This is a genomic window from Dinoroseobacter shibae DFL 12 = DSM 16493 (genome assembly GCF_000018145.1).
Taxonomy (GTDB): Bacteria; Pseudomonadota; Alphaproteobacteria; order Rhodobacterales; family Rhodobacteraceae; genus Dinoroseobacter; species Dinoroseobacter shibae.
Window position 1 is genome coordinate 3,420,158 of sequence record NC_009952.1, and the last position, 20,773, is coordinate 3,440,930.

Here is a 20,773-nt window from a genome sequence, read left to right on the forward strand (position 1 = left end):
CGTACCATGAAAAAGATCCTTCCGATCCTGTTGTTGATTGTCGGCCTTGGCGGCGGCGGGGCTGCGGGGTATTTCCTGCGCCCGCCCCCGCCGGAGCCGGAGGTGACCGAGACGCCGGAAGTGGTGGAAGAGCCCGATATCTCCACCGAGGAGTCTTTCGATCCCAGCGGCAATTTCGAGTATGTGAAGCTCAACAACCAGTTCGTGGTCCCGGTGGTACGGGACGGCCGGGTGGCATCTCTGGTGGTGCTGTCGATCACGCTCGAGGTGACGAACGGGCTGCGCGAAGAGGTCTATGCCAAGGAGCCGCGGATCCGCGACACGCTGCTGGCGGTCCTGTTCGATCATTCGAATTCGGGCGGGTTCGACGGGGTGTTCACGGAGAGCTTCACGCTCAAGACACTGCGGCTGGCCATGCGCGAGGCGACCCGGTCGCTCATGGGCGATGACATCAAGGATGTTCTGGTGATGGATATCGTCCGTCAGGACGTGAGCTGAGTGTTGCGCGCCAGCTGCAGGGCGGCGGCGCGTTTCTTCTGAGCCTTGCGGGCATCGGTTTCCAGTTTTTCAGCCACGTCCAGCCGCGCGGTGGCCCGGGCCAGCGCCGGGGAGGCCTGGGCGATCAGCGCCTCCAGCCGGCTGAGGGCTTGCAGTTTTTCACGCAGCTTCTTGTCGAGTACCGCACGATGCTCGGAGGCGCGCAGCAGCGCGCCGGGATCTTCGGGGCTGGCGGGCGGAGCGGCAAGACGGGTGCGCAGGCCCGCGATCTCCTCGGTCAGGGCCTGCCGCGCGGCCAGGAGCGGATGCAGGCGCGCGAGTTCCTGTTGTTTCTTTACTTCGGCCAACATGGCGAGGGCAGCGAGTTCATCGGGGGTCATAGCGGTTTCTTCCGGGCTTTGGCGCGCATCGCCTCGGCGAAGCGGATCGCGGCGGCCACCGCCTTGAACTGGGCGCGCGGGATTTCCTGACCCAGCTTGCAGGTCGCGTAGAGCGCCCGGGCCGTGGGCGGGTCGCGGTGGATCGGGACCCCGGCTTCCTGGGCGCGTTGGCGAATGGCCGCGGCCACGTGGTCGACGCCCGAGGCCACCACGATGGGCGCGGTGGGGGAGAACCGGTCCCATTTCAGGGCCACGGCATAATGGGTCGGGTTGACCACCACGACACTGGCATCGGGCACATCGGCCAGCATCTGCTGGGTCGCGATCTCGATCGCACGCTGACGGCGGTACTGTTTGGAGTGCGGGTCGCCCTCGGCGGATTTGGTTTCGTCCACCACCTCCTGCCGGGACATGCGATTCTTGCGCAGGTGTTGCGCGCGTTGCCAGATGTAATCCACACCACCGATCAGCAGGGTGGCCAGGAAGACAAGGGCGAGAAATTCGATCAGCAGGTAGAAGACGAACCCGATGATCGCGCTGACCGGCTGGGCGGCGAGGCTGATCATGGTGTCAAGCTCGTACATGAAGAGCAGCCCGAGCAGGATCGAGAACACGACGAGTTTGAAGGTGCTTTTCAGGAATTCGAACAGCCCCTCGCGGCCGAACTTGTTCTTGGCGTTGGACAGGATGGAGATCCGGTTGAGCTTCGGCTCCAGCTTGGTCGGGGCGAAGACCAGCGCCCGTTGCAGCACGAGGCTGGCGATGGCGCCGAGCATGGGCAGGAAGAACCACAGCGACAGGGCACCGACCGTGCCGAGGATCAGGGTGAGCGAGATGCTGGAGGCGCCGCCGGCGAACAGCTCGGGCGCAAGGGTGTCGGCCTCGCGCAACAGGCCCTGCATGGTGGCGGCGGAGATCGTCAGGGTGCCCGCCCCGGCGAAGACGAGGCCGAGGATCAGGCCACCATAGCTGCCGGTGGCGATGAGGTCGGTCGATTTGACCAACTCGCCCTTCTTGCGCGCGTCGAGCAGCTTTTTTTCGGACGCCTCGAACGGCTTGTCGTCGGGGGATTCGTCTTCGCTCATCTCACGGGTCCGAAGGGCGCGAAGATTGACGCCTCGAAAAGGTACCACCAGTGGGTCAGCAGGAAGGGGACGCTGAGGGCGGCGAGAGCCAGGCCGCCCAGGGTCAGGGCCGGGGCGCCGACGAAGGCCACCATCAGTTGCGGCATGGCCCGATTGATCGCCCCGAGCGCAAGGTTGTAGAGCATCGCGGCCGCCACGAACGGAGCCGAGAGCGTGAAGCCGACGACGAACATCCGGCTGACATCGGCGATGGCCCAGGCGCTGATGATGTCGGAATTGGGAAAATTGCCGACCGGCAGCAGCAGGAAGGACAGAAGGAAGGCCTCGGTCAGGTGGACGTGGAGCCCCGAAAGCGCGGCGAGCGCCAGTCCGGCCATCAGGAAGATATTGCCCAGCGCCGGTTGCGGATCCGGTGTCACCGCACCGCCGAAAACCTGGGCAAGCGAGGTGGACTGGGCCGCGATCGTGCCGGCGACCTGCAGCGCGAAGACCATCAGCCGGAAGGTGAAGCCGAGAAACAGGCCGCTCACGACCTCGGCGCCGCCCGCCAGGACCCAGTCCGCCGGGCGCTCCAGCGGCGGTGCGCCGGTGGCCAGCAGCGTGGGCAGGACAAGCGCCGTGAGCGCGAGGGTGAGCACCAGCTTGATGCGGAGCGGGACCGCGCGCTCGCCGAAGGCGGGCAGGAAGGCCATGGCCGCGCCGATCCGCAGAAGTGCCAGGATGAAAACCGGAAACACATCGCCGGCGATTTCTGCCAGGGTCCAGGTCACGCGGAGACCACCCCGACCAGGGAGGGCCGGTTGGTTTTCCCGAGCTCTTCGAAGGACAATACGGGCACCTGCAAGCCCTTGCTCGCCAGCACCGTGGAGAGGAAGCGGCGCCGCCGGACGGAGGTCACGATCGCCGGGTTCACGCCGCTTTCATTGGCCTTGACCACCTTTTCGGACGCGTTCTGGATCAGCTTCTGAAACAGATCGGGCGGCAGGGCCACGTCCGCGGCACCGTCCTCGCGGCCGATGGAGTTGGCGGCGAAGATCTGCTCCCATTCCTGGGCGAGCTGGATCAGGGGGATGGTGCCATCGCTGCGCTTGAGGTCGGAGACAATCTGAAACGAGAGCCGTTGCCGGACATATTCGTGGATACCGTCGATGGCGGAGCTGATCTGCTTGGCCTCGGCGATGGCCTCGAGGATGAGGGGCAGGTTGCGGATCGAGACCCGCTCTTCCAGCAGCAGGCGCAGGATCGCGATCAACGTGTCGTTGGTGACGCGGTCGGGGATCAGTTCTTCGACGAGCAGGCGATTGGCCTCGTTGCGGGCGGCGTCGGCGGTGTTGGTCAGCTCTCCGATCAGTTTGCGCAGGGCCTTGAGCGTCATCAGCCGCGCCAGGTTGCCCTTCACCACTTCGAGCAGGTGGGTGGCCAGAACTTCGGTCGAGGCGACGGTGGTCATGCCGAGCAGCGAAACCTCGTCGCGCTCGGACTTCTCGATCCAGCGGGCGGGGGCGCCGTAGACCGGCTCCTTGACGTCGTACTCGGTCGGCTCGCGGAAACCTTCTTCGGGCAAAAGCAGCAAGATGCGATCGGGGTAGAGCTGTCCGCGGGCCTCTTCGACGCCATGCAGGAAAATGGCGTAGCTGGCATCCGGCAGGCCGGCATCGTCGGTCAGGCGGATCTCGGGCAGGATGACGCCGAACTCGCTGGCGATATGGTTGCGCATGCTCTGGATCCGGGTGTCGAGGCCACCCGCGGCGTCGAGGATCGAGGAGACAAGGTCGGTCGAGAAGGTGACGTGGATTTCGTCCACGTCGAGGATATCGCCCATGGTCGCCTCGCGCGGGCGGTCGGTTTGTGCGGCGGGCTTGTCCTCCCCCTCCGGGCTGTCGGGGGTCTTGCGGTAGAGATAGAGCGCCGCCCCCCCGAGCACCATCGCCCCAAGTGTGAAGGGGATGAAGGGCAGTCCGGGGATCAGGGCGAAGAGGAACATCATGAAGCCGACCGTGGCCAGCGCGGCCGGGTGGCGTCCGAATTGCGCACTGATGGCGATGTCGGCCTTTTCGTCCGAGCCGCCCTTGGCCAGCAGCAGGGCGGCCGCGATCGAGATGATGACCGCGGGGATCTGGGTCACGAGCCCGTCGCCCACGGTCAGGATGGAGTAGGTGCGAAACGCCTCCCCCAGGGGCATGTCATGGAGGGTCATGCCGATCACAAGGCCCATGATCAGGTTCAGCGCGGTGATCAGAAGCCCCGCGACCGCGTCGCCCTTGACGAATTTCGACGCCCCGTCGAGCGAGCCGAAGAAGGTGGTTTCGGCCTGTTCGGTTTCGCGGCGGCGCTTCGCCTCGGCGTGGTCGATGGCCCCGGCGGACATGTCGGCGTCGATCGCGAGCTGTTTGCCCGGCATCCCGTCGAGGGCGAAGCGGGCGCCCACCTCGGCCATGCGCGAGGCGCCCTTGGTGATGACGATGAAGTTCACGATCAGCAGCACGAGGAACACCACGAGGCCGAGAAAGATGCTGCCGCCCATGACGAAATTGGCGAAGCCTTCGATCACGCCGCCGGCAGCATGGGTGCCCTCGTGCCCCTGCCCGATGATCAGCTTGGTCGACGAGACGTTCAGGGACAGCCGCAGCATCAGCGACGCGAGCAGCACCGTGGGGAAGGCCGAGAAATCGAGGGGCCGGTTGATGAAGAGCGTGACCGTGAAGATCAGGATCGAGAGCGAGAAGGACAGCGCCAGCCCGATATCGAGCACGATCGAGGGCATGGGCAGGATCATCATGACGATGATGCCCAGCAGCATGATCACGAAGAAGACGGTGGGCTGCAGGAAGTGTCGGCTGCTGACGACGTTCTCTTTGATCACGACGTTTCCCTTACCGTCCGTCCAGCGCCAGCAGGACGCGCGCCTGGCGGTCCGCATGCAGGGCCAGGAGACGCTCTGTGAGCTCGGGCGGTTTCTGTTGGGCTTCGTCCAGGAGGTGCTGGGCCAATTCGAGCAGGCCTGCGTCGATCACGCGGGTCAGGAGGGTTTCGAACAGCTCCTTGGAGATGTCGCGGGAAGTGACGAAGGCCATGCGGTCCATGACGAAGCGCGCAAAGCCGACATCGTTCGGCACATTCAGGCTGGCCTGCAGAAGCTGGGTCGTCTCGCTGGACGAGAGGGTCCGCTCGCCTTCTTCGATCCGGGCCACGATCTCGAGCGCGCGTGGCGCCGCATCGTTGCGCAGGAGCATCTCGACTTCGAGGATCGCGAGATTATGACCGAGCTCGGAGCCTTGCAACTCGAAGCTGTAGCTCGACAGGAGTTCTCGAAACTGTTCCGGGGGTGCCATGCCTTCGGCGAAATAGGCGCGGAACAGACGTGCGAGGGCACCGGGGCTTTCATCGCCGCGGGAGAGCACGAGTTCTTCGAGATGCCGGATCGCGCCGAGCGGGTTGTCGGTTTCGAGGTCCATGGACGCGTCGAGGTTGCGAAGCGCCGGGAAATCCTCGCTTTCGGCGCGCACCAGGCTGTTGCGGATGACCTGGGCCACTTCGACATAGCCGGCATCGGCGAGTTTCATGCCCAGCTCGGGACCGATGCGGCGGCGCAACTGCTTGGGCAGCTCAAGAAAATGGAGCTGGATGCCGCGCAGATGCTCTTCGTCGAGACGGCTGGCGATGTTGCGCGAAAGCACCTCCCAGATCACGTAGCCGCCGCGGCATTCGATCTGGCCCCAGAACGGGTTTTCCGTCTGGATGGATTGCTGTTCGAGAATGGCCGCGATGGCCTGGTAGGCCGCGGTTCTGGGATCGTCCTGGTCCACGAGCTGCAGTATTTCGAGCGCCTCGGCCCCGAAGCCCAGCGAAAGATACGCAACCGCAAGATCGAATGCGACAGAGGGAGACAAGCGGCCCATGGGATCGAAGAGCGCCGCCCGGTCGTGGCGCACCTTGGCCAGGGGGTCGGAGGCGTCAAGAGCCAGGTCGAGATCGGCAAGCTTGGCGCATTGCTGCGCTTCGCTCACGGGATCGTTCAGGAACCTGCGCAGCCGGTCGATCTCGACCTGGGTCATGGTGCTGAGCCCGATCTCGCCCGGCGCGTCCCGCTCGGGTTCCGGGTCGGCCGTCTGGACCGGCGGTTCCGGCTCGACCGGCGTCGGATCGGGCGCCGGGAGCAGGTCATCGAGCGACAGGCCCGACCCAACCAGGCCCTGGGTCATCGCGCGCGACAGCCCGCGGACCAATTCATCCCGGAAGGCCGAGGTTTCGAACTGAGCCGGCGCCGCGCGCGTTGCCACCGGCACCGGAGTGTCCACCAAATCCTCGGGTGGGGTGGACGACGGGACGGGCACCGGGGCGGCGGACCCGGTCAGCACGGTTTCGAACGGGCTGTTTTCGGGCGCCTTTCCATCCTTGATGTCGATCACGACACGTCCGGCGCGGATCTCGAACGCATCGCCATGGCAGTCGCAGCCAAGGGTGATCTGGAACTCCGCGCCATCCCGGTCATGCACAATCCGCGCAATCCGGTCGCGCGGGATCAGGGTGAAGACGCGAGACGTGTCGAGGGCCGCCTCGAGCCCCTCCGATCTCAGGACGTAGCCATCCGCGGACCGGCCGAACTCCCAGTCGAACGTGCCGTCGAACTGGATCACGAGGCGGGAGAAATCCGCGTGCTCCCCGGAACGGATCTCGGCCGCAAAGGCAGGCGGGACAAGCCCGGCAACCAGCAGCGCAAGCGGAAGGGCGCGGATCATGCGGCCTCCTGCTTGAGTTGCTTGAGCGCCTCTTCGAGGTCAGAGAAGGTCGGGCGGATGTGGCTGGGCGTGTTCTGACGGCCCACTTCGATACAGTTGTTGACCGTGTGCTTGTGCAGGTTGGCGACGAGAACCTCGCGAATCAGCAGGTAGAAATGCGCGTCTTCCTCGACCACGGATTTGACCTTGGCCGAGAACGGCCCGACGAGACCGTAGGCCAGGAACACCCCCAGAAAGGTGCCGACGAGCGCCCCGCCGATGAGTTTGCCGAGGATCTCGGGCGGCTGGTCGATGGAGCCCATGGTCTTGATCACGCCGAGAACGGCCGCGACGATGCCGAGGGCGGGCAGGCCGTCCGCGACGGTCTGCAGCGCGTGGCTGCCATGCATGGCATGCTCGTGATTGGACTCGATCCGTTTCTCCAGAACTTCCTCGACCTGGTGAGGGTCGTCGTAATTCATCGCCGCGCTGCGCATGGTGTCGGCGATCAGGTCGATCGCTTCGCGGTCCGCCATGATCTTGGGATACTTCGAGAAGATATTGGAGGCCGCGGGATCCTCGATATGCTCTTCGAGCCCCACCGGGTTCTGGCGCGCCAGCCGGATGAGTTCGAACAGCAGGCACAAGAGGTCCTTGTAGTCCTGCGCCAGCCAGGTCGGCCCCTTGAACACCTTCTTGACGTCCTTGAGCGTGTGCTTGATGCCACTCATGTCGTTGCCGATCACGAAGGCACCCACCGCGGCGCCCCCGATCATCGTCATCTCGAACGGCAGGGATTTCAGGATGATGCCCATCTTGCCGCCAGCCGCGAGATAACCCCCGAAGACCATGACGAAGACAACGACTATTCCGATAATTCCAATCACGCCTTGACCCTTTCAGGTAAGCAACGCGGAGCGTGGGAGGCGCCCGGCGTCAATTCGACTCGTCCATACCGGCATTGCGACCGGCCATCAGAACACTCACGGAGTAGGCAAATTCCGGCGACAGATCCGCGAGGATCATGGCGGCGGTGTTTGGGGACATCTCGCTGAGAAAACCGGAGGCGAACTCGGGCGACATCGCCTCGAACACCTCAGCGGCATCCTGCGGCTTCATGGCCTCGTAGACGGCCACGAGTTTGGCGATGTCGGTCTCGTTCGCGGTTTTGGCGGTCCGGACCCGACGTTCCAGGTCCGCCTCCGCATGGGCCAGCTCGTTCTCGGCCGCATCAAGCTCGGCCTGGCGGCGCGCGATTTCCTCTTCAGCGGCTTGTGCCGCGGCTTCCCGGGCGGCCACGATCTCGGCCTGGGCGACCAGATCGGCCTCCCGCGACAGCAGGGATTTCTGCAGAAGGTCCAGCTCGGGCTCCGTCGCCGCGCGGATGGCGGCGGCGCCGCTGTCCATGGCGCCCCTGGTGGCATCGGCCATGACCGGACCGATTCCTTCCGAGAAACGGATCGCGGCAGAACCGACCAGCATGATCGCCACCACCATCAACGGCCGGGTCAGGCTGCGCATGGACAAGGTTCCCCGGGCCATCACAAGGCCCCCCCAACAGGGCGTCGCGTGCGCCACTGGATCGCGGCATCTTCGGCGGCGGGCTGCTGTGGCTGCGGCTTGGCCTCCGCCGCGGGGGTCGGCAGGTCGTGCATGGACGCCAGAAGAAGCTCGAGGCGTTGCGCGGCGGCCTCGGCACGGGCGGCGACCGCATCGAGATCGGATTGCGCGGTGCTCGCCGTGCCCTGGGCCTTGGCCAGTGCCTTGGTCATGTCATCGACCTGGACAGACAGGACTGCAATGGCGCCGCCCATGCCTTTTTCGAGATCTGAGAACCGCGCGAGACGCCGGGACAGCACAAGGCAATAGATCGCGGCGCCAAGCGCCCCTGCTGCGAGAAAGATGTCTGCGATGAGTGTCATGGATCCCCTCAGTTCAGCACGAATTCGGTCACGAGAAGGTCTCGCACCCGGCCTTCGCCGGTCACGATCTGGACCCGGTGAAGCATCTGCGAGCGCAGCCGCGCGAGGGCGGCCGGCGCTTCGAGGTCTTGGGCTTGGACCGCACGCAGGTAGCCGTTAAGCACGTCGAGCACCCGGGGTCGCAGATGGGCCACCTCGGTCTCGTAGCGGCTCTCGACTTCCAGTTCGGCGGTGAACCGGAGATAGGAGTTGCGACCGTTCTCCCCCAGCGTCACCACCAGCGGGTCAAGCGGCACGAAGGCCACTTCAGGGCCCTGGTCCCGCGGTTCGGGCTCGGTCTCGGCGGTTTCCGTCGCCGGGGCGAGAATCAGTCCGGAATAGACGGCATAGAAACCGCCGCCTCCGCCCGCGAGCAGAAGCACCAAGCCAATGATCAGAAACAGCTTTCCGCCCTTCTTCTTGGGCGTGCCTTCCGTTTCCTCGGTCTCTGTCTGTGCCGCGTCGGCCATGTCACCTTTCCCGGTTCGTTCTCCCACCGGATTAGCTCAACAGCACTAACCGATTATTAAGACCGACCGCTCTAGCTTGGCTTCATCGACGACCAGAAGGTCAGAAGGGAAAGAATGGCCATGGAGCAGATACGCACCACATGGACCGGGCTTGGGCTGCGGAACCAATTGATCGCGATTGCCGCGGTCCTTGGGGTATTCGGGGCGCTCTTGGCCTTGTCCCGTACGGCGTTGGCCCCGGATTACGCCTTGTTGTATTCAGGCCTCGAACCTGCCGCCGCGGGGGAGGTCATTGCCAACCTCGAACAGCGCGGGATTGCGCACCAGGTGCGTGGAACAGGCATCTACGTGGACCGCGCGCAGCAGGACAGGCTGCGAATCGCCCTGGCTGCCGAAGGACTGCCGGCCGCGGGCGGGGCGGGGTACGAATTGCTCGATTCCCTGTCCGGGTTCGGTACCACCTCGCAGATGTTCGATGCGGCATATTGGCGAGCCAAGGAAGGCGAGCTGGCACGGACGATCGCCTCGAGCGCCTCGGTGCGCTCGGCCCGGGTGCATGTTTCAGCCGCCAGCAGCCGTCCCTTCGAGGCGCGCAAGGAACCCACGGCCTCTGTTTTCCTGACGCCCGCGCGCGGCTCGCTGTCGGGCGGGCAGGCCGATGCGTTGAGGTATCTCGTGTCCTCCGCCATTGCCGGGATGCGGCCGGAGAACGTGTCGATCATAGACGCCGTCAGCGGCACCATGCTGACCGGGGAGGGCCCGGCCTCCGCCATCGCGGAGCAGACGACGAAGGCGGACGCGCTGAAACTGCGGATCGAACGGCTGCTCGAGGCCCGGGTGGGCGTCGGCAACGCGTTCGTCGAAGTGAATATCGAAACCGAGCGGGATCGCGAGCGGATCGTGGAACGGGTGTTCGACCCCAACGGCACCGTACCGGTGAGCCGCGAGACGACCGAAAGCACCTTGCAGAGTTCCCGGGATTCAGAAGGGTCGGTGTCGGTGGCGAGCAACCTGCCCGACGGCGATGCCAATGCCGAGTCCGCCAAGGATGCTCAGAACGAAACCGAAACGCGGGAGCGGATCAACTACGAGGTGTCCGAGACCCAGCGCGAGATCGAGCGGGGGCCAGGGGCCACCAAGCGCCTGACCGTCGCAGTCCTTGTCAATGGTATTCCCAGCGTGTCCGAAGACGGGACCGTCTCTTTCACGCCCCGCCCGGACCGGGAGATGGCGGACCTCGAAGAGCTGGTCAAATCCACCGTCGGGTTCGACGAGACCCGGGGCGATGTCATCACCCTGCGCTCGATGGAGATGCCGGGAAGTGCCGCACCCGACCCGGTGGAGAGCAGCGGCTGGTTCGCGCCGCAGCCGGTCGACACAATGTCGGTTATCCAGATCGCGGCATTGGCCCTCGTGACGCTGTTCCTGGGACTGTTCGTTTTGCGCCCGATCCTGAAATCAGCCCCCGCCCAGGCACAATTGCCCGCGGCCGAGACCGCCGGGCTGCCTGCGCCGGCCGGTTCCGCGACCCGCGCCGGCGAGACGGGGTCCAACCTCGTCGCCCGGCTGCAGCAATCCGCGGGCACCGCTGCGAAGGAGGCAACGCCAGAGGTCCTGTCCGGCGAGATCAGCACCGACGCGTCGGATGTCGCTGCGGCCGCCCGAACGCTCACGTCTCAGGACGAGGAGCGCGACCCGGTCACGCGCCTGCGGCAGCTCATCAAGGAACGGGAGACCGAGACCATCGAAATCCTGAGCTCCTGGATCAATGAAAACGAGGAGGTACGCTGATGAATGTCCTGTCTCTCGAAGATTTCTTCGCGGCGCCGGAGACGACCTCCGCCGAAGCGACATCAGGCACCGTGCCCAGTGCGGAGATCGAAGCCGCGCGGCTGGCCGGGTACGACGCGGGTTACCAGGCCGGCTGGGATGACGCGCTGAAATCCAGCGAAATGGAGCACACCCATATCCAGGCGGAGTTCGCACGCAATCTCGAAGAGCTGTCCTTCACCTTCTTCGAGGCGCGGCGCCAGGTGTGTTTCTCGCTCAAACCCCTGGTGGCCGCCCTGGTCAACCATGTCACGCCGGAGTTGATGCGGGCGCATTTCACGCAACTCCTCGAACAGACCCTGCTGCCCCAGATCGAAGAGCAAAGCCAAACCACCGTGGACCTGGTCTGCGCGCCGGAAGACGAGGCACTTCTCAAGGAACTCCTGGCACAGCAGGACCGCCTGCCCGTGGCGCTGCGCACCGAGCCGACCTTCTCCCAAGGCCAGGTGCGGTTCGCCCTGGGTCACGAGACACACGAGGTCGACGCGGCAGCGCTTCTGGAAAACATCCAGCGCTGCACGACGGCTTTCTTCGAGGACCTGCAAGAGGAAGAGGCCCATGGATAACCCGAGCCCGCGTCCCGAAAGCCCGCTGGTGGGCGTACCGATCGCCCTGAGCGTGTCCGTGGGACAGGCCCATCCCACCGTGCGAGAGCTGCTCGCCTTGGAAAAGGACGCGGTTCTGTTGCTCGACAAGCGGATCGAGGACCCGGTGGAGCTCTATGTCGGCACCCACCTGATCGCCCGCGGCGTGCTGGAGGAAGATGCGGACAGCCACCGCCTGTCGGTGCGGCTGACCGAGGTGATCTCGCCCGAGCGCGTCGTCTGACCATGCGGCTGGCCCTCGCCTTCGCGCTTCTGGCGCTGTTTGCCGGCAGTGCGGGTGCGCAGGAGCTGGCCATCAATCTCGGCGACGAGACCTCGCTCTCGGCGCGCACCTTCCAGATCATCGCCCTGATCACGGTGCTCAGCATCGCGCCGGGTCTGGCGATCATGATCACCTGCTTTCCGTTCATGGTGACGGTCCTGTCGATCCTGCGCCAGGGGATTGGGTTGCAGCAATCGCCGCCCAACATGCTGATCATCAGCCTGGCGCTGTTCCTGACCTATTTCGTGATGGACCCGGTGTTCCGCGAAGCCTGGAGCAGGGGCATTCAGCCCATGGTGGACGGGGCGGTGGACATGGAGGAAGGGTTCCGGGCTGCGCTCGAGCCGTTCATTCGCTTCATGCAGGCGCGGACCGACCCGGAAACGCTCGCAAGACTCGGCAATCTGCGGATGGAGACCGCGGGGGTCGCGCCCTTCGAGCTGGACGCGCCGCCGATCTCGGTGCTGATCCCCTCCTTCCTGCTGAGCGAGATCGAGAAGGCGTTCCAGATCGGTTTCTTGATCTTCCTGCCCTTCCTGATCATCGACCTGATCGTCGCGGCGATCCTGATGTCCATGGGCATGATGATGGTGCCGCCCGCGATCGTGTCGCTGCCCTTCAAGCTGGCGTTCTTCGTGGTCGCCGATGGTTGGACGCTTCTGTCGGAGGCTTTGCTGCGCAGTTACATGTGACGGGCAAAGTGTAAACTTGAGTTGACATTTTTGGCGGATGTCGCAGAATTGGCGAGACCGAAAAGGACCTGCCGATGCTCGACCAGACCCCGCCTGCCCTCTGGGCGCCGACACCCGGCCCCGCGGCCCAGCGCAAGCTGTGCACCGATTGCGGGCTGTCACGGACCAAGGATGCCGCGAAATGCGGACAGGCTTGCCAGTTCATCCAGCCGGACTATCCGAAGATGGAAGCGCAGGTGCATGGCCGGGCGCGGGATCCCGGCCGGGGCGACGAGCAATTCTTCGGCCCCTACCGGCGGATGTACCGCGCCGCCCTGCACGCCCCCAAACCCGGCGCGCAATGGACGGGGCTGACCACGCGGCTTGCGCAAAAACTGCTGGAGGACGGGGCGGTGGACGCGGTGCTCGGCATGGGGCCCGACCCCGAGGACAGCTGGCGTCCGCGCCCGGTCATCATCACCGACCCCGCGGAGATGGCCCATCTGCGCGGGATGCGGATGGGGTACGCGCCATTGCTGTCGCTGCTGGAGCCGGCGGCGAAAACGGGTCTGCGGCGCCTGGCGATCATCGGCATCCCCTGCCAGGTCTATGCCCTGCGCGCGATGGAGGCGGAGCTGGGGTTCGAGCGGCTCTATGTCATCGGCACGCCCTGTTCGGACAACACCACGACCGAGAACTTCCACCAGTTTCTCGCCCGCCTCTCGCCGCGGCCCGAGGACATCACCTATCTCGAGTTTCGCGCCGATTACCATGTCGAGTTGCGCTTCATCGATGGCAGCCGCCGGGACATCCCGTTTCTGAAACTGCCCCTGTCGGACCTGCCCAACGATTTCTTCCCGATGACCTGCCGGACCTGTGTCGACTACACCAATACGCTGGCCGATATCACGGTGGGCTACATGGCGGGCGAGGGTGACCAGTGGCTGATCGTGCGCAACGCGCGGGGGCAGGAGATCCTCGACCGGCTGGGCGACGAGGTGCGCCTGGAAACGCCCGGATCGGCAGGCAAGCGGGCCGGGTCGGTCAAGGGGTTTGCCGAGAACACGGCGCGGGCCGCTGGCGGGCTGCCCCTGCGCAAGATGCCTGACTGGGCGCGGGGGATCGTCGGCTGGCTGATGCCCAGGATCGGACCCAAGGGGTTGGAATTCGCGCGGGCCCGGGTCGAGATGAAGGCGGTGGAGACGGTTCTGCACCTCCGCCGGGCGCACCCGAAACGGATGCGCGCGATGATCCCGGACCATGTCTGGCGGCTGGCAGAACCCTATGGGCTGACACCGAAGCCGGGCGAGCGGTCGGAGGATTAGGGGTCGGGCAGCTTGGGCGCGGTCCGATCTAGGGACAGCTCCGCATCGGAAAACCGCCACGGCCCGCGCACCCCAGGCACACCTTCGACAGAAACCTGCAGGCCGCGGGCCTGCACCTGCGGGTCGGCGAAGACCTGGTCGATGGTGTTGATCGGGCCTGCGGGGACGCCCGCGGCCTCCAGCGCCGAAAGCAGTTGCGCCACGGACCAGCCCCGCAAACGCAGGCTCAGCAACTCGGTCAGCGCATCGCGGTTTTCGACCCGGCCCGCGTTGGTGGCGAACCGCGGGTCCGAGGCGGTGCCGGGCAGATCGAGGATCTCGCACAGGCTCGCAAACTGTCCGTCATTTCCGACCGCAAGGATCATGTGCCCATCCGCAGCCTCGAAGACCTGGTAGGGCACGATGTTGGGGTGCGCGTTGCCGAGCCGCGTGGGCGCTGTCCCGGTGGCGAGTTGGTTCATTGCCTGGTTGGCCAGAAGCGCCGTGGCGCAATCGAGCAAGGCCATGTCGAGATGCTGCCCCCGCCCGGTGCGATGGCGCTGCTCGACCGCCGCGAGGATGCCGATCGTCCCGTAAAGGCCGGTGACGATGTCGGTCACCGCCACGCCGACCTTCTGGGGCGCGGCGTCCGGCTCGCCGGTGATCGACATCAGCCCGCTCATGCCCTGGATCATGAAGTCGTAGCCCGCGCGATGGGCATAGGGCCCATCCTGACCGAACCCGGTGACCGAGCAATAGATCAGGCGGGGGTTGATCGCGGCCAGCGCGGCATAATCCAGTCCGTATTTGGCCAGCCCGCCGACCTTGAAATTCTCGATCAGAATATCGGCGTCGGCGACCAGGTCGCGCACCTTTGCCTGCCCCGCCTCGGTGCGGAAATCGGCTACCACAGACCGCTTGCCCCGATTGGCGGCATAGAAATAAGCCGCAGAGCGGTCGCCGTCGCGGGTGATGAAGGGGGGGCCCCATGTGCGGGTGTCGTCGCCCTGGGGCGCTTCGACCTTGATCACCTCGGCGCCGAGATCCGCGAGCGCCTGGCCGATCCAGGGACCGGCAAGGATGCGTGCCAGTTCGACGACTTTCAGGCCTTCCAAAGGTGTCATGTGCCTCTCCCCCGCGCCAAACTAGCATCGCGGGGCGGGGCCGCAAGCGCGGGATCAGGCGACGCGGCGCGGGCCGACCGCAAGGCCCGAGAGCGCGTCGCGATCCTCGATGATCAGTCGGGTCGGGGAGCGTTGCGAAATCGCGCCGGTGGAGACCAGTGCCTTGATCTTGCGGCTGAGGGTTTCGGGCTGCATCCCGAGATAGCGCGCCAGATCGTAGCGGCGCATGGGCAGATCGAAGCCGGAGCGGTTCTCGCCCAGCCCCGACAGCGCCTCGATCCAGAGCAGGAAGGCCGCGAGACGCTGATCGGGCGATTTGGTGTGCAATTCCGCCGCGTGCTCACGCAGGTTGAAAGCCTGGCGCTTGATATTTGCATAGGCCGCCTCGGCAAGCTCAGGACTATTCCGCATTGCAGCATGAAACGCCTCCGCCGGAAATCGCAGGGCGCGGGTTGGTCGCAAGGCGACGAGGCGATCCTGATCATCATCCGGAATGCGCGTCAGATCGACGAGGTCGGATTTCAGGTAAAGCGCGGTCACGGCACTCTGATCCGCGCGAATGCCGCGCATCATTCCGACAAGACCCTCGATTATAACAAAAATCCCGGGCGTAAGATCCTCGTCCTGGGCGAAGCTGCATAACTCCGCGGTCTGGGCGAGCAAGCTCAACCCTTCTGCACTCAGCCCGCGCCAATCAGGACCGGTCAGCAGACGCGCGACTTGAGCAACAGAGGCATTGGACATAGTACAGGTCTCATCCTTGATCTGTGCCATTATAAATGCTGCATGCGCAAAATATCTTTGACCTGCATCAATTTTTGGGCGGTACGTTTCAAGACATAGGACCTGAGACAGCCTGATGCGCGCCGATGTCAGACGCCGCGGGCGCCCCGGGTCTCACCCCGGGACAGCGTGGTGGTTTCGGTCATGCGTTCCCGTCCGCGATGAGTTGACGCGCGATCATTCGAAAGGACTCAGCCTGCGGGCTTTGTGGATGGGACACCACGATGGGTGTTCCGCCATCGGCGGCCATGCGGATCGACATGTCGAGCGGGATTTCCGCCATCACCGGCACGCCGAGCTTGGCGGCCTCGTCCCGCACGCCGCCATGGCCGAAGACATGTTCCTCGTGGCCGCATTGGGAACAGATATGGGTGCTCATGTTCTCGATCATCCCCAGGATCGGCGTACCCAGCTTGTTGAACATGTCGATCCCCTTGCGGGCATCGAGCAGGGCGATGTCCTGCGGCGTCGAGACGATGATCGCACCGGTCACTTCGGCCTTCTGGGCGAGGGTCATCTGCACGTCGCCCGTGCCCGGGGGCAGGTCCACCAGCAGCACGTCGAGCGCGCCCCATTGCACCTGGGTGAGCATCTGCTGCAGCGCGCCCATGAGCATCGGGCCACGCCAGACCACCGCCTCGTTCTCGCCCGTCATCAGGCCGAGGGACATCAGCGTGACGCCATGGTTGCGCAGGGGCAGGATGGTCTTGCCATCGGGGCTGGCCGGGCGACCGGACACGCCAAGCATACGCGGCTGGCTCGGCCCGTAGACATCCGCATCGAGCAGCCCGACGCGCCGCCCCTCGGCCGCCAGTGCGGTGGCAAGGTTCGAGGCGACCGTGGACTTGCCCACCCCGCCCTTGCCGCTGGCAATCGCGAGGATGCGGTCGATGCCCGGGATCTTCTGCGGCCCCGCCGGCCCGGCGGCCTTGGCGCTCTGCGGTTTCAACTCCGGTGGCGCGGCGGGGGCGGCATGGGCGGTCATCACCGCCGACACGCTGGCGACCCCCGCCAGCGCCTTGAGCCTGGCTTCGGCCTCGGCCCGGGCCGGTTCGACCTCGGCGGCACGCTTGGGGTCCACCTCCATCACGAAGCGGACGACGCCGTCATCCACCGTCAGAGCGCGGATCATACCAGCCGAGACGAGGTCCCCGCCACCGAGCGGGTCCTTCACCTGTTTGAGGGTTTCAAGAACGGCGTCGCGGGTGACGCTCATGCGTCGGGTGCCTGGATCGTGCCGGTCACCACGTGTTCAAGGTTCACCCCGTCGATGGTCAGAACCACCTTCGCCTCGAAGGTCTTGCCCGCGGTGCCGTCGGCATTGCGCATGGCCTCTTCGATGGCCTGCTGGGAGGTGACACCCACCTGCTTGAGGAATTTCCGCATGCTCATGTTGAATTCGTCACTCATGGCGATCTCCTTTCGTCTCGCTTGTGTTCACACCGTGTTGACCCGGCGCGTAACGGGCGTCAAGCCGCGCGACGATGACTTTCCGATCGGGCGTTTCAGGCCGCGTGATGCGGAGCAAGGCCTGGGACCGTAAAAGCGCCTGAGGGGCCCGTTTTGCGGCCTGCGAAGAGCCCCGGCCCCATGCGAGCGCGTTTTCTTTTGGCGCATGGGTGATCTTGCCCGGTTTACAGATCGGCCGCCGCGCGCCAAACCGGAGCCCGTTGTATCAGTATTCCGGAGCCGCGCTTGGCCCTCAGTTTCACCCGTTTCAAGGACCGCATCTGGGGCGGGTTCGACGCAAGCCTGCGCGCGCTCGCAGGGATGCCCGGATGGGTGCAGACCCTGGCCTACGGCCCGCTGCAGGGGCTGTTTCTCGTGGCCTATCTGCTGCCGGGCACGCCGCTGGCGAAAACCTCGCGGGATTTCGCAGCCCTGCTGGGCCGTCGGGATGCCTTTGCCATGTATCGGCAGTTCGCCCGGCAGTTTGCCTTCGGACTGCAACGGATGGAGATGCTGCGCAGCGGCCAGGCGCAGGCGCTCGGGGCGATGCTGGACATCCCGCGGGCCGATTTGATCGACCGTGCCCTGAGCGAAGGCAAGGGTGCGGTGATCGCCATGCCCCATTGCCATGCCTCGATTGCCATGGTGCGCGGGCTGGCGGCCCGGTATCCGGTCCTGATGCTCGTCCGCGAGAGCCGGGAAGGCGCCCGCGCGGAGGCGCAGCGCAGCTACTATGACCATCTCGGGTGCGACTGCGTCGACGTGCGCCGCACCAGCGACGCCGCGGTCGCCCGGGTGGTGCTCAAGGCGCTTCGGCAGGGCAAGCTGGTGGTCGGTGTCGTGGATCGTATCCAGGCCGCGCCCCTCGCAGAGGAGCCCTATGACAAGATGCGCGACATGGTGCGGGTCGATGCCTTCGGTCAGCCAGTGGGCTGGATCGGATGGCCGGTCCGGTTTGCCGCGCGGCTCGGCAGCCCGATCCTGCCTGCGATGGTGGCGCAGACACCGACCCGCATCGTCCTGCACCTGTCTCCGCCGCGCCGCCCCGAGGACCTGCAGACCGCAACGCAAGCGATCGCGGACGATCTGGCAACCCTGATCCGGGCCCATCCGGCCGAATGGGTGTTTCTTTATGACAAGCACTGGCGTCAGGTGCTGGACAGGGCCCGAGCGGACCCACCGCAATTGACCTAGATTTCCACTAGGTAAACTTCATCTTTTCGATCAATCGATTTTCGACTATCTCAAATCAGTGATACGTCCCAGCCGCAAAGACGATACGTCCGGATGCAAACCGATCGACGCGCGCCAAATACGGCCCTGACGCCCGACCCCCAGCTTCTGACGCGGCTGGCCTGGGAATGTCGTTGGATGGACCGGGCGCGCAGCCAGACGCTGGCGGAGCAGGTGCTCGAGATCACCGAAGCCCAGAGCGACGAGCATGCGCTCGCACGCGCCAGCGCCTTGCGTACCCTGGCATGGCAGGCCAAGTGGCGCGGCGATTTCGAAGCCACGGCGTCCTTCTGCCTGCAGGCCAAGCAGCGCGTCGACCCCACAGCGGCGCGCGCGATTCTGGTGGATGTCTACTCGCTCCTCGGTGTGATCCATTACAGCGCGGGACGGCGGGATTTTGCCGGGCGGATGGTGCAGCGCGGCATGAACCTTCTGGACGAGTCGGTGCCGGCCGAGGGACATGTGGACATCCACATCACCCGCTCCACGATCCTGCGCTACCGGGGGCGCATGGAAGAGGCCCGCCAGGCGCTGGAGATTGCCTGGGACCATGCCAGTGGCGCGGAAAAGGCCCGGGTGGAGCACAACATCGCCCGCGCGCATATCCATGACAGCGCGGCGGCCAAGGCCGCGCAGCACGCGGAAACCGCGCTGGAACTCGGCCGTCGCTTTAACAGCCGGGTGATCCTGCCCTATGCTCTGGAGGTGCTCGGCGCTGCGCTGATCCAGCAGGGTGCGGCCGACAAGGCCCTGCCCCATCTCGAAGAAGGCCTGGCCCTGGCACGGACCGAGGGGGACCGCCGCGCATGTTGCCAGATCCTGAAGGAGAGCGGCCATGCGCACCATCTGCTCGGGAACCCGCAAGGTGCGCTCGACCATCTGACCGAAGGGCAGGCCATCGCCAAGGAGATGGGTTATCCGTTGTGGCTCATGGCGTTCTCGGAATCGCTCGGCGCGATCTACGAAGAGGCCGGCGAGTACCAGAAGGCGGCCCTGGCCTACAAGGAAGTCGTGGCCCTGCAGAACGCCATTCGCGACTGAACCAGACCTGAACCCAAAGACCGGATCACCGCATTTCCGAGCCACACACCGCGCATCATCGAACACCAAATTCCCCGTGGGCTTCGGGCTGACCGAGGCCGCATCGGCAGTCTCAGGCTCTCGCCCGAGAGCCGGAGACCCACGTCGGGGGGCGACCGGGCTGATGCCTAGCCGATCGCGCCGCGCGGCCCGTCGCCCACCTGGCCGCGATGCAGCAGCAGGTGATCGAGCAGAACGCAGGCCATCATCGCCTCGGCCACGGGCACGGCGCGGATGCCGACGCAGGGGTCGTGGCGGCCCTTGGTGATGATCTCTGCGGGCGCGCCGGACTTGGTGATCGTCTGTCGTGTGGTCAGGATCGACGAGGTCGGCTTGACGGCGAACCTCACCACCACGTCCTGCCCGGTGGAGATGCCGCCCAGGATGCCCCCCGCATGGTTGGAGCTGTATTCAGGACCATCCCCGCCCATGAAGATCTCATCGGCATTGGCCTCCCCGGTCAGGGACGCCGCCGCCATCCCCTCGCCGATCTCCACGGCCTTGACCGCGTTGATGGACATCATCGCCGCGGCGAGATCCGTGTCGAGCTTGGCATAGATCGGCGCGCCGAGACCCACGGGCACACCGCGCGCCGTCACCTCGATCACCGCGCCCACGGAACTGCCCGCCTTGCGCAGCCCGTCGAGATAGGCCGCCCAATCTTCCGCCGCTGCGGCGTCCGGGGTCCAGAACGGGTTCTGGTCGATCTGCTCCCAGTCGAACCGGGCGCGGTCGATGCCGTGCGGGCCCATCTGGGTCATGTAGCCGGTGATCCGCAGATCCGGCACGAGCGCGCCAAGGGCCGCCCGTGCGACCCCGCCCGCGGCCACCCGCGCGGCGGTCTCCCGCGCGCTGGAGCGCCCGCCGCCCCGGTAATCGCGAATGCCGTATTTCTGCCAGTAGGTGATGTCCGCATGGCCCGGGCGAAACTTCTCGGCGATATCGCCGTAATCCTTGGACCGCTGGTCCGCGTTGCGGATCATCAGCTGGATCGGGCTGCCCGTGCTCTGCCCCTCGAACACGCCCGACAGGATCTCCACCGCGTCGGGCTCCCGGCGCTGGGTGGTGAACTTGTTCTGCCCCGGTTTGCGCTTGTCCAGCCAGACCTGCAACGCCTCTTCGGTGATCGGCACACCCGGCGGGCAGCCATCCACCGTGGCGCCAAGGGCCGGCCCGTGGCTTTCCCCCCAGGTGGTGACCCGAAACAAATGACCGAAAGTGTTGAAGGACATGATCGCTCCTGACCGCTGCGCGCTTTGCTCTACCCGGCCCGTGCGCGGCACTCAACCCGCCTTCCGCCCCGGGCGGTGCCGCGGCGCG

General features: G+C 65.7%; 22 protein-coding genes. 8 read left to right on the plus strand and 14 right to left on the minus strand.

Going from position 1 to position 20,773, the window contains the following annotated elements; all coding sequences use genetic code 11:
- The first annotated feature begins 6 nt into the window (after positions 1-6).
- Positions 7-498, plus strand: coding sequence for a flagellar basal body-associated FliL family protein (locus tag DSHI_RS16490; protein WP_012179915.1), 492 nt, complete (start codon positions 7-9; stop codon positions 496-498).
- Here the strand turns inward: DSHI_RS16490 and DSHI_RS16495 are convergent.
- From DSHI_RS16495 to DSHI_RS16535, 9 genes are all read right to left on the minus strand, one after another.
- A complete protein-coding gene (locus tag DSHI_RS16495) occupies positions 483-878 on the minus strand; it encodes a hypothetical protein (protein WP_044028079.1) in 396 nt (131 codons plus the stop codon). The two genes, DSHI_RS16490 and DSHI_RS16495, sit on opposite strands and share 16 nt — an antisense overlap.
- Positions 875-1,963, minus strand: a complete 1,089-nt coding sequence (gene flhB / locus DSHI_RS16500; RefSeq protein WP_012179916.1) for a flagellar type III secretion system protein FlhB — start codon at positions 1,961-1,963, stop codon at positions 875-877. The genes DSHI_RS16495 and flhB overlap by 4 nt, the downstream gene beginning before the upstream one ends.
- Positions 1,960-2,733 (minus strand): flagellar biosynthetic protein FliR, encoded by a 774-nt coding sequence (locus DSHI_RS16505; protein WP_012179917.1) that lies wholly within the window; start codon positions 2,731-2,733, stop codon positions 1,960-1,962. Before DSHI_RS16505 ends, flhB begins: the two co-directional genes overlap by 4 nt.
- Positions 2,730-4,763: a flagellar biosynthesis protein FlhA gene (flhA, locus tag DSHI_RS16510; protein WP_050757908.1), complete on the minus strand. Its 2,034-nt coding sequence runs from the start codon at positions 4,761-4,763 to the stop codon at positions 2,730-2,732. The genes DSHI_RS16505 and flhA overlap by 4 nt, the downstream gene beginning before the upstream one ends.
- Before the next feature lie 73 nt (positions 4,764-4,836).
- Entirely contained in the window at positions 4,837-6,702 is a 1,866-nt protein-coding gene (locus DSHI_RS16515; protein ID WP_012179919.1) for a hypothetical protein, read from the minus strand.
- Positions 6,699-7,568, minus strand: a complete 870-nt coding sequence (motA, locus tag DSHI_RS16520) for a flagellar motor stator protein MotA (protein ID WP_012179920.1) — start codon at positions 7,566-7,568, stop codon at positions 6,699-6,701. Before motA ends, DSHI_RS16515 begins: the two co-directional genes overlap by 4 nt.
- 49 nt (positions 7,569-7,617) lie before the next feature.
- The gene (locus tag DSHI_RS16525) at positions 7,618-8,223 is read right to left on the minus strand and encodes a MotE family protein (RefSeq protein ID WP_012179921.1); all 606 of its coding nucleotides are present in this window, start codon (positions 8,221-8,223) and stop codon (positions 7,618-7,620) included.
- Positions 8,223-8,603 carry a hypothetical protein gene (locus DSHI_RS16530; RefSeq protein WP_012179922.1) on the minus strand — a complete coding sequence of 127 codons (381 nt, stop codon included), beginning with the start codon at positions 8,601-8,603 and terminating at the stop codon, positions 8,223-8,225. The genes DSHI_RS16525 and DSHI_RS16530 overlap by 1 nt, the downstream gene beginning before the upstream one ends.
- Before the next feature lie 8 nt (positions 8,604-8,611).
- Positions 8,612-9,112: a flagellar basal body-associated FliL family protein gene (locus tag DSHI_RS16535; protein WP_012179923.1), complete on the minus strand. Its 501-nt coding sequence runs from the start codon at positions 9,110-9,112 to the stop codon at positions 8,612-8,614.
- Positions 9,113-9,232: 120 nt separating this feature from the next.
- On the opposite strand from DSHI_RS16535, the gene fliF reads away from it, so the two are divergent.
- From fliF to DSHI_RS16560, 5 genes are all read left to right on the plus strand, one after another.
- On the plus strand, positions 9,233-10,903 hold the full coding sequence (gene fliF / locus DSHI_RS16540; protein ID WP_044028082.1) for a flagellar basal-body MS-ring/collar protein FliF: 1,671 nt from the start codon (positions 9,233-9,235) through the stop codon (positions 10,901-10,903).
- The gene (locus DSHI_RS21490) at positions 10,903-11,508 is read left to right on the plus strand and encodes a FliH/SctL family protein (protein ID WP_012179925.1); all 606 of its coding nucleotides are present in this window, start codon (positions 10,903-10,905) and stop codon (positions 11,506-11,508) included. The genes fliF and DSHI_RS21490 overlap by 1 nt, the downstream gene beginning before the upstream one ends.
- A complete protein-coding gene (locus tag DSHI_RS16550) occupies positions 11,501-11,770 on the plus strand; it encodes a FliM/FliN family flagellar motor switch protein (RefSeq protein ID WP_012179926.1) in 270 nt (89 codons plus the stop codon). The genes DSHI_RS21490 and DSHI_RS16550 overlap by 8 nt, the downstream gene beginning before the upstream one ends.
- A 2-nt stretch (positions 11,771-11,772) precedes the next feature.
- The gene (fliP, locus tag DSHI_RS16555; protein ID WP_012179927.1) at positions 11,773-12,501 is read left to right on the plus strand and encodes a flagellar type III secretion system pore protein FliP; all 729 of its coding nucleotides are present in this window, start codon (positions 11,773-11,775) and stop codon (positions 12,499-12,501) included.
- 74 nt (positions 12,502-12,575) lie between these two features.
- Positions 12,576-13,805, plus strand: a complete 1,230-nt coding sequence (locus tag DSHI_RS16560; RefSeq protein ID WP_012179928.1) for a Coenzyme F420 hydrogenase/dehydrogenase, beta subunit C-terminal domain — start codon at positions 12,576-12,578, stop codon at positions 13,803-13,805.
- On the opposite strand, the gene DSHI_RS16565 is transcribed toward DSHI_RS16560, so the two are convergent.
- The 4 genes from DSHI_RS16565 to DSHI_RS16585 form a co-directional block, all read right to left on the minus strand.
- Positions 13,802-14,908 carry a CaiB/BaiF CoA transferase family protein gene (locus DSHI_RS16565; protein ID WP_012179929.1) on the minus strand — a complete coding sequence of 369 codons (1,107 nt, stop codon included), beginning with the start codon at positions 14,906-14,908 and terminating at the stop codon, positions 13,802-13,804. The genes DSHI_RS16560 and DSHI_RS16565 overlap by 4 nt on opposite strands.
- Positions 14,909-14,962: 54 nt before the next feature.
- Positions 14,963-15,652, minus strand: coding sequence for an Fnr/Crp family transcriptional regulator DnrF (gene dnrF, locus DSHI_RS21835; protein WP_157865352.1), 690 nt, complete (start codon positions 15,650-15,652; stop codon positions 14,963-14,965).
- Between the two features lie 181 nt (positions 15,653-15,833).
- Entirely contained in the window at positions 15,834-16,907 is a 1,074-nt protein-coding gene (locus DSHI_RS16580) for an Mrp/NBP35 family ATP-binding protein (RefSeq protein ID WP_012179931.1), read from the minus strand.
- A complete protein-coding gene (locus DSHI_RS16585; RefSeq protein WP_012179932.1) occupies positions 16,904-17,101 on the minus strand; it encodes a DUF6494 family protein in 198 nt (65 codons plus the stop codon). Before DSHI_RS16585 ends, DSHI_RS16580 begins: the two co-directional genes overlap by 4 nt.
- 285 nt (positions 17,102-17,386) lie before the next feature.
- On the opposite strand from DSHI_RS16585, the gene DSHI_RS16590 reads away from it, so the two are divergent.
- A complete protein-coding gene (locus tag DSHI_RS16590) occupies positions 17,387-18,334 on the plus strand; it encodes an LpxL/LpxP family acyltransferase (protein ID WP_012179933.1) in 948 nt (315 codons plus the stop codon).
- A 93-nt stretch (positions 18,335-18,427) separates the two neighbouring features.
- A complete protein-coding gene (locus tag DSHI_RS16595; RefSeq protein ID WP_012179934.1) occupies positions 18,428-19,414 on the plus strand; it encodes a tetratricopeptide repeat protein in 987 nt (328 codons plus the stop codon).
- 167 nt (positions 19,415-19,581) lie between these two features.
- Here DSHI_RS16595 and aroC read toward each other — a convergent pair whose 3' ends face one another.
- A complete protein-coding gene (aroC, locus tag DSHI_RS16600; RefSeq protein ID WP_012179935.1) occupies positions 19,582-20,685 on the minus strand; it encodes a chorismate synthase in 1,104 nt (367 codons plus the stop codon).
- Positions 20,686-20,773: the final 88 nt, after the last annotated feature.

What these genes read in the sequence shown, in the direction of transcription:
- DSHI_RS16585 (WP_012179932.1), bottom strand. Translation starts at nt 17,101, where the DNA reads ATGAGTGACGAATTCAACATGAGCATGCGGAAATTCCTCAAGCAGGTG.
- fliP (WP_012179927.1), top strand. Translation starts at nt 11,773, where the DNA reads ATGCGGCTGGCCCTCGCCTTCGCGCTTCTGGCGCTGTTTGCCGGCAGT.
- flhB (WP_012179916.1), bottom strand. Translation starts at nt 1,963, where the DNA reads ATGAGCGAAGACGAATCCCCCGACGACAAGCCGTTCGAGGCGTCCGAA.
- DSHI_RS16550 (WP_012179926.1), top strand. Translation starts at nt 11,501, where the DNA reads ATGGATAACCCGAGCCCGCGTCCCGAAAGCCCGCTGGTGGGCGTACCG.
- dnrF (WP_157865352.1), bottom strand. Translation starts at nt 15,652, where the DNA reads ATGTCCAATGCCTCTGTTGCTCAAGTCGCGCGTCTGCTGACCGGTCCT.
- fliF (WP_044028082.1), top strand. Translation starts at nt 9,233, where the DNA reads ATGGAGCAGATACGCACCACATGGACCGGGCTTGGGCTGCGGAACCAA.
- DSHI_RS16565 (WP_012179929.1), bottom strand. Translation starts at nt 14,908, where the DNA reads ATGACACCTTTGGAAGGCCTGAAAGTCGTCGAACTGGCACGCATCCTT.
- DSHI_RS16515 (WP_012179919.1), bottom strand. Translation starts at nt 6,702, where the DNA reads ATGATCCGCGCCCTTCCGCTTGCGCTGCTGGTTGCCGGGCTTGTCCCG.
- DSHI_RS16580 (WP_012179931.1), bottom strand. Translation starts at nt 16,907, where the DNA reads ATGAGCGTCACCCGCGACGCCGTTCTTGAAACCCTCAAACAGGTGAAG.
- DSHI_RS16490 (WP_012179915.1), top strand. Translation starts at nt 7, where the DNA reads ATGAAAAAGATCCTTCCGATCCTGTTGTTGATTGTCGGCCTTGGCGGC.
- DSHI_RS16560 (WP_012179928.1), top strand. Translation starts at nt 12,576, where the DNA reads ATGCTCGACCAGACCCCGCCTGCCCTCTGGGCGCCGACACCCGGCCCC.
- DSHI_RS16495 (WP_044028079.1), bottom strand. Translation starts at nt 878, where the DNA reads ATGACCCCCGATGAACTCGCTGCCCTCGCCATGTTGGCCGAAGTAAAG.
- DSHI_RS16530 (WP_012179922.1), bottom strand. Translation starts at nt 8,603, where the DNA reads ATGACACTCATCGCAGACATCTTTCTCGCAGCAGGGGCGCTTGGCGCC.
- aroC (WP_012179935.1), bottom strand. Translation starts at nt 20,685, where the DNA reads ATGTCCTTCAACACTTTCGGTCATTTGTTTCGGGTCACCACCTGGGGG.
- flhA (WP_050757908.1), bottom strand. Translation starts at nt 4,763, where the DNA reads ATGCTGCTGGGCATCATCGTCATGATGATCCTGCCCATGCCCTCGATC.
- DSHI_RS16535 (WP_012179923.1), bottom strand. Translation starts at nt 9,112, where the DNA reads ATGGCCGACGCGGCACAGACAGAGACCGAGGAAACGGAAGGCACGCCC.
- DSHI_RS16595 (WP_012179934.1), top strand. Translation starts at nt 18,428, where the DNA reads ATGCAAACCGATCGACGCGCGCCAAATACGGCCCTGACGCCCGACCCC.
- DSHI_RS16525 (WP_012179921.1), bottom strand. Translation starts at nt 8,223, where the DNA reads ATGGCCCGGGGAACCTTGTCCATGCGCAGCCTGACCCGGCCGTTGATG.
- DSHI_RS21490 (WP_012179925.1), top strand. Translation starts at nt 10,903, where the DNA reads ATGAATGTCCTGTCTCTCGAAGATTTCTTCGCGGCGCCGGAGACGACC.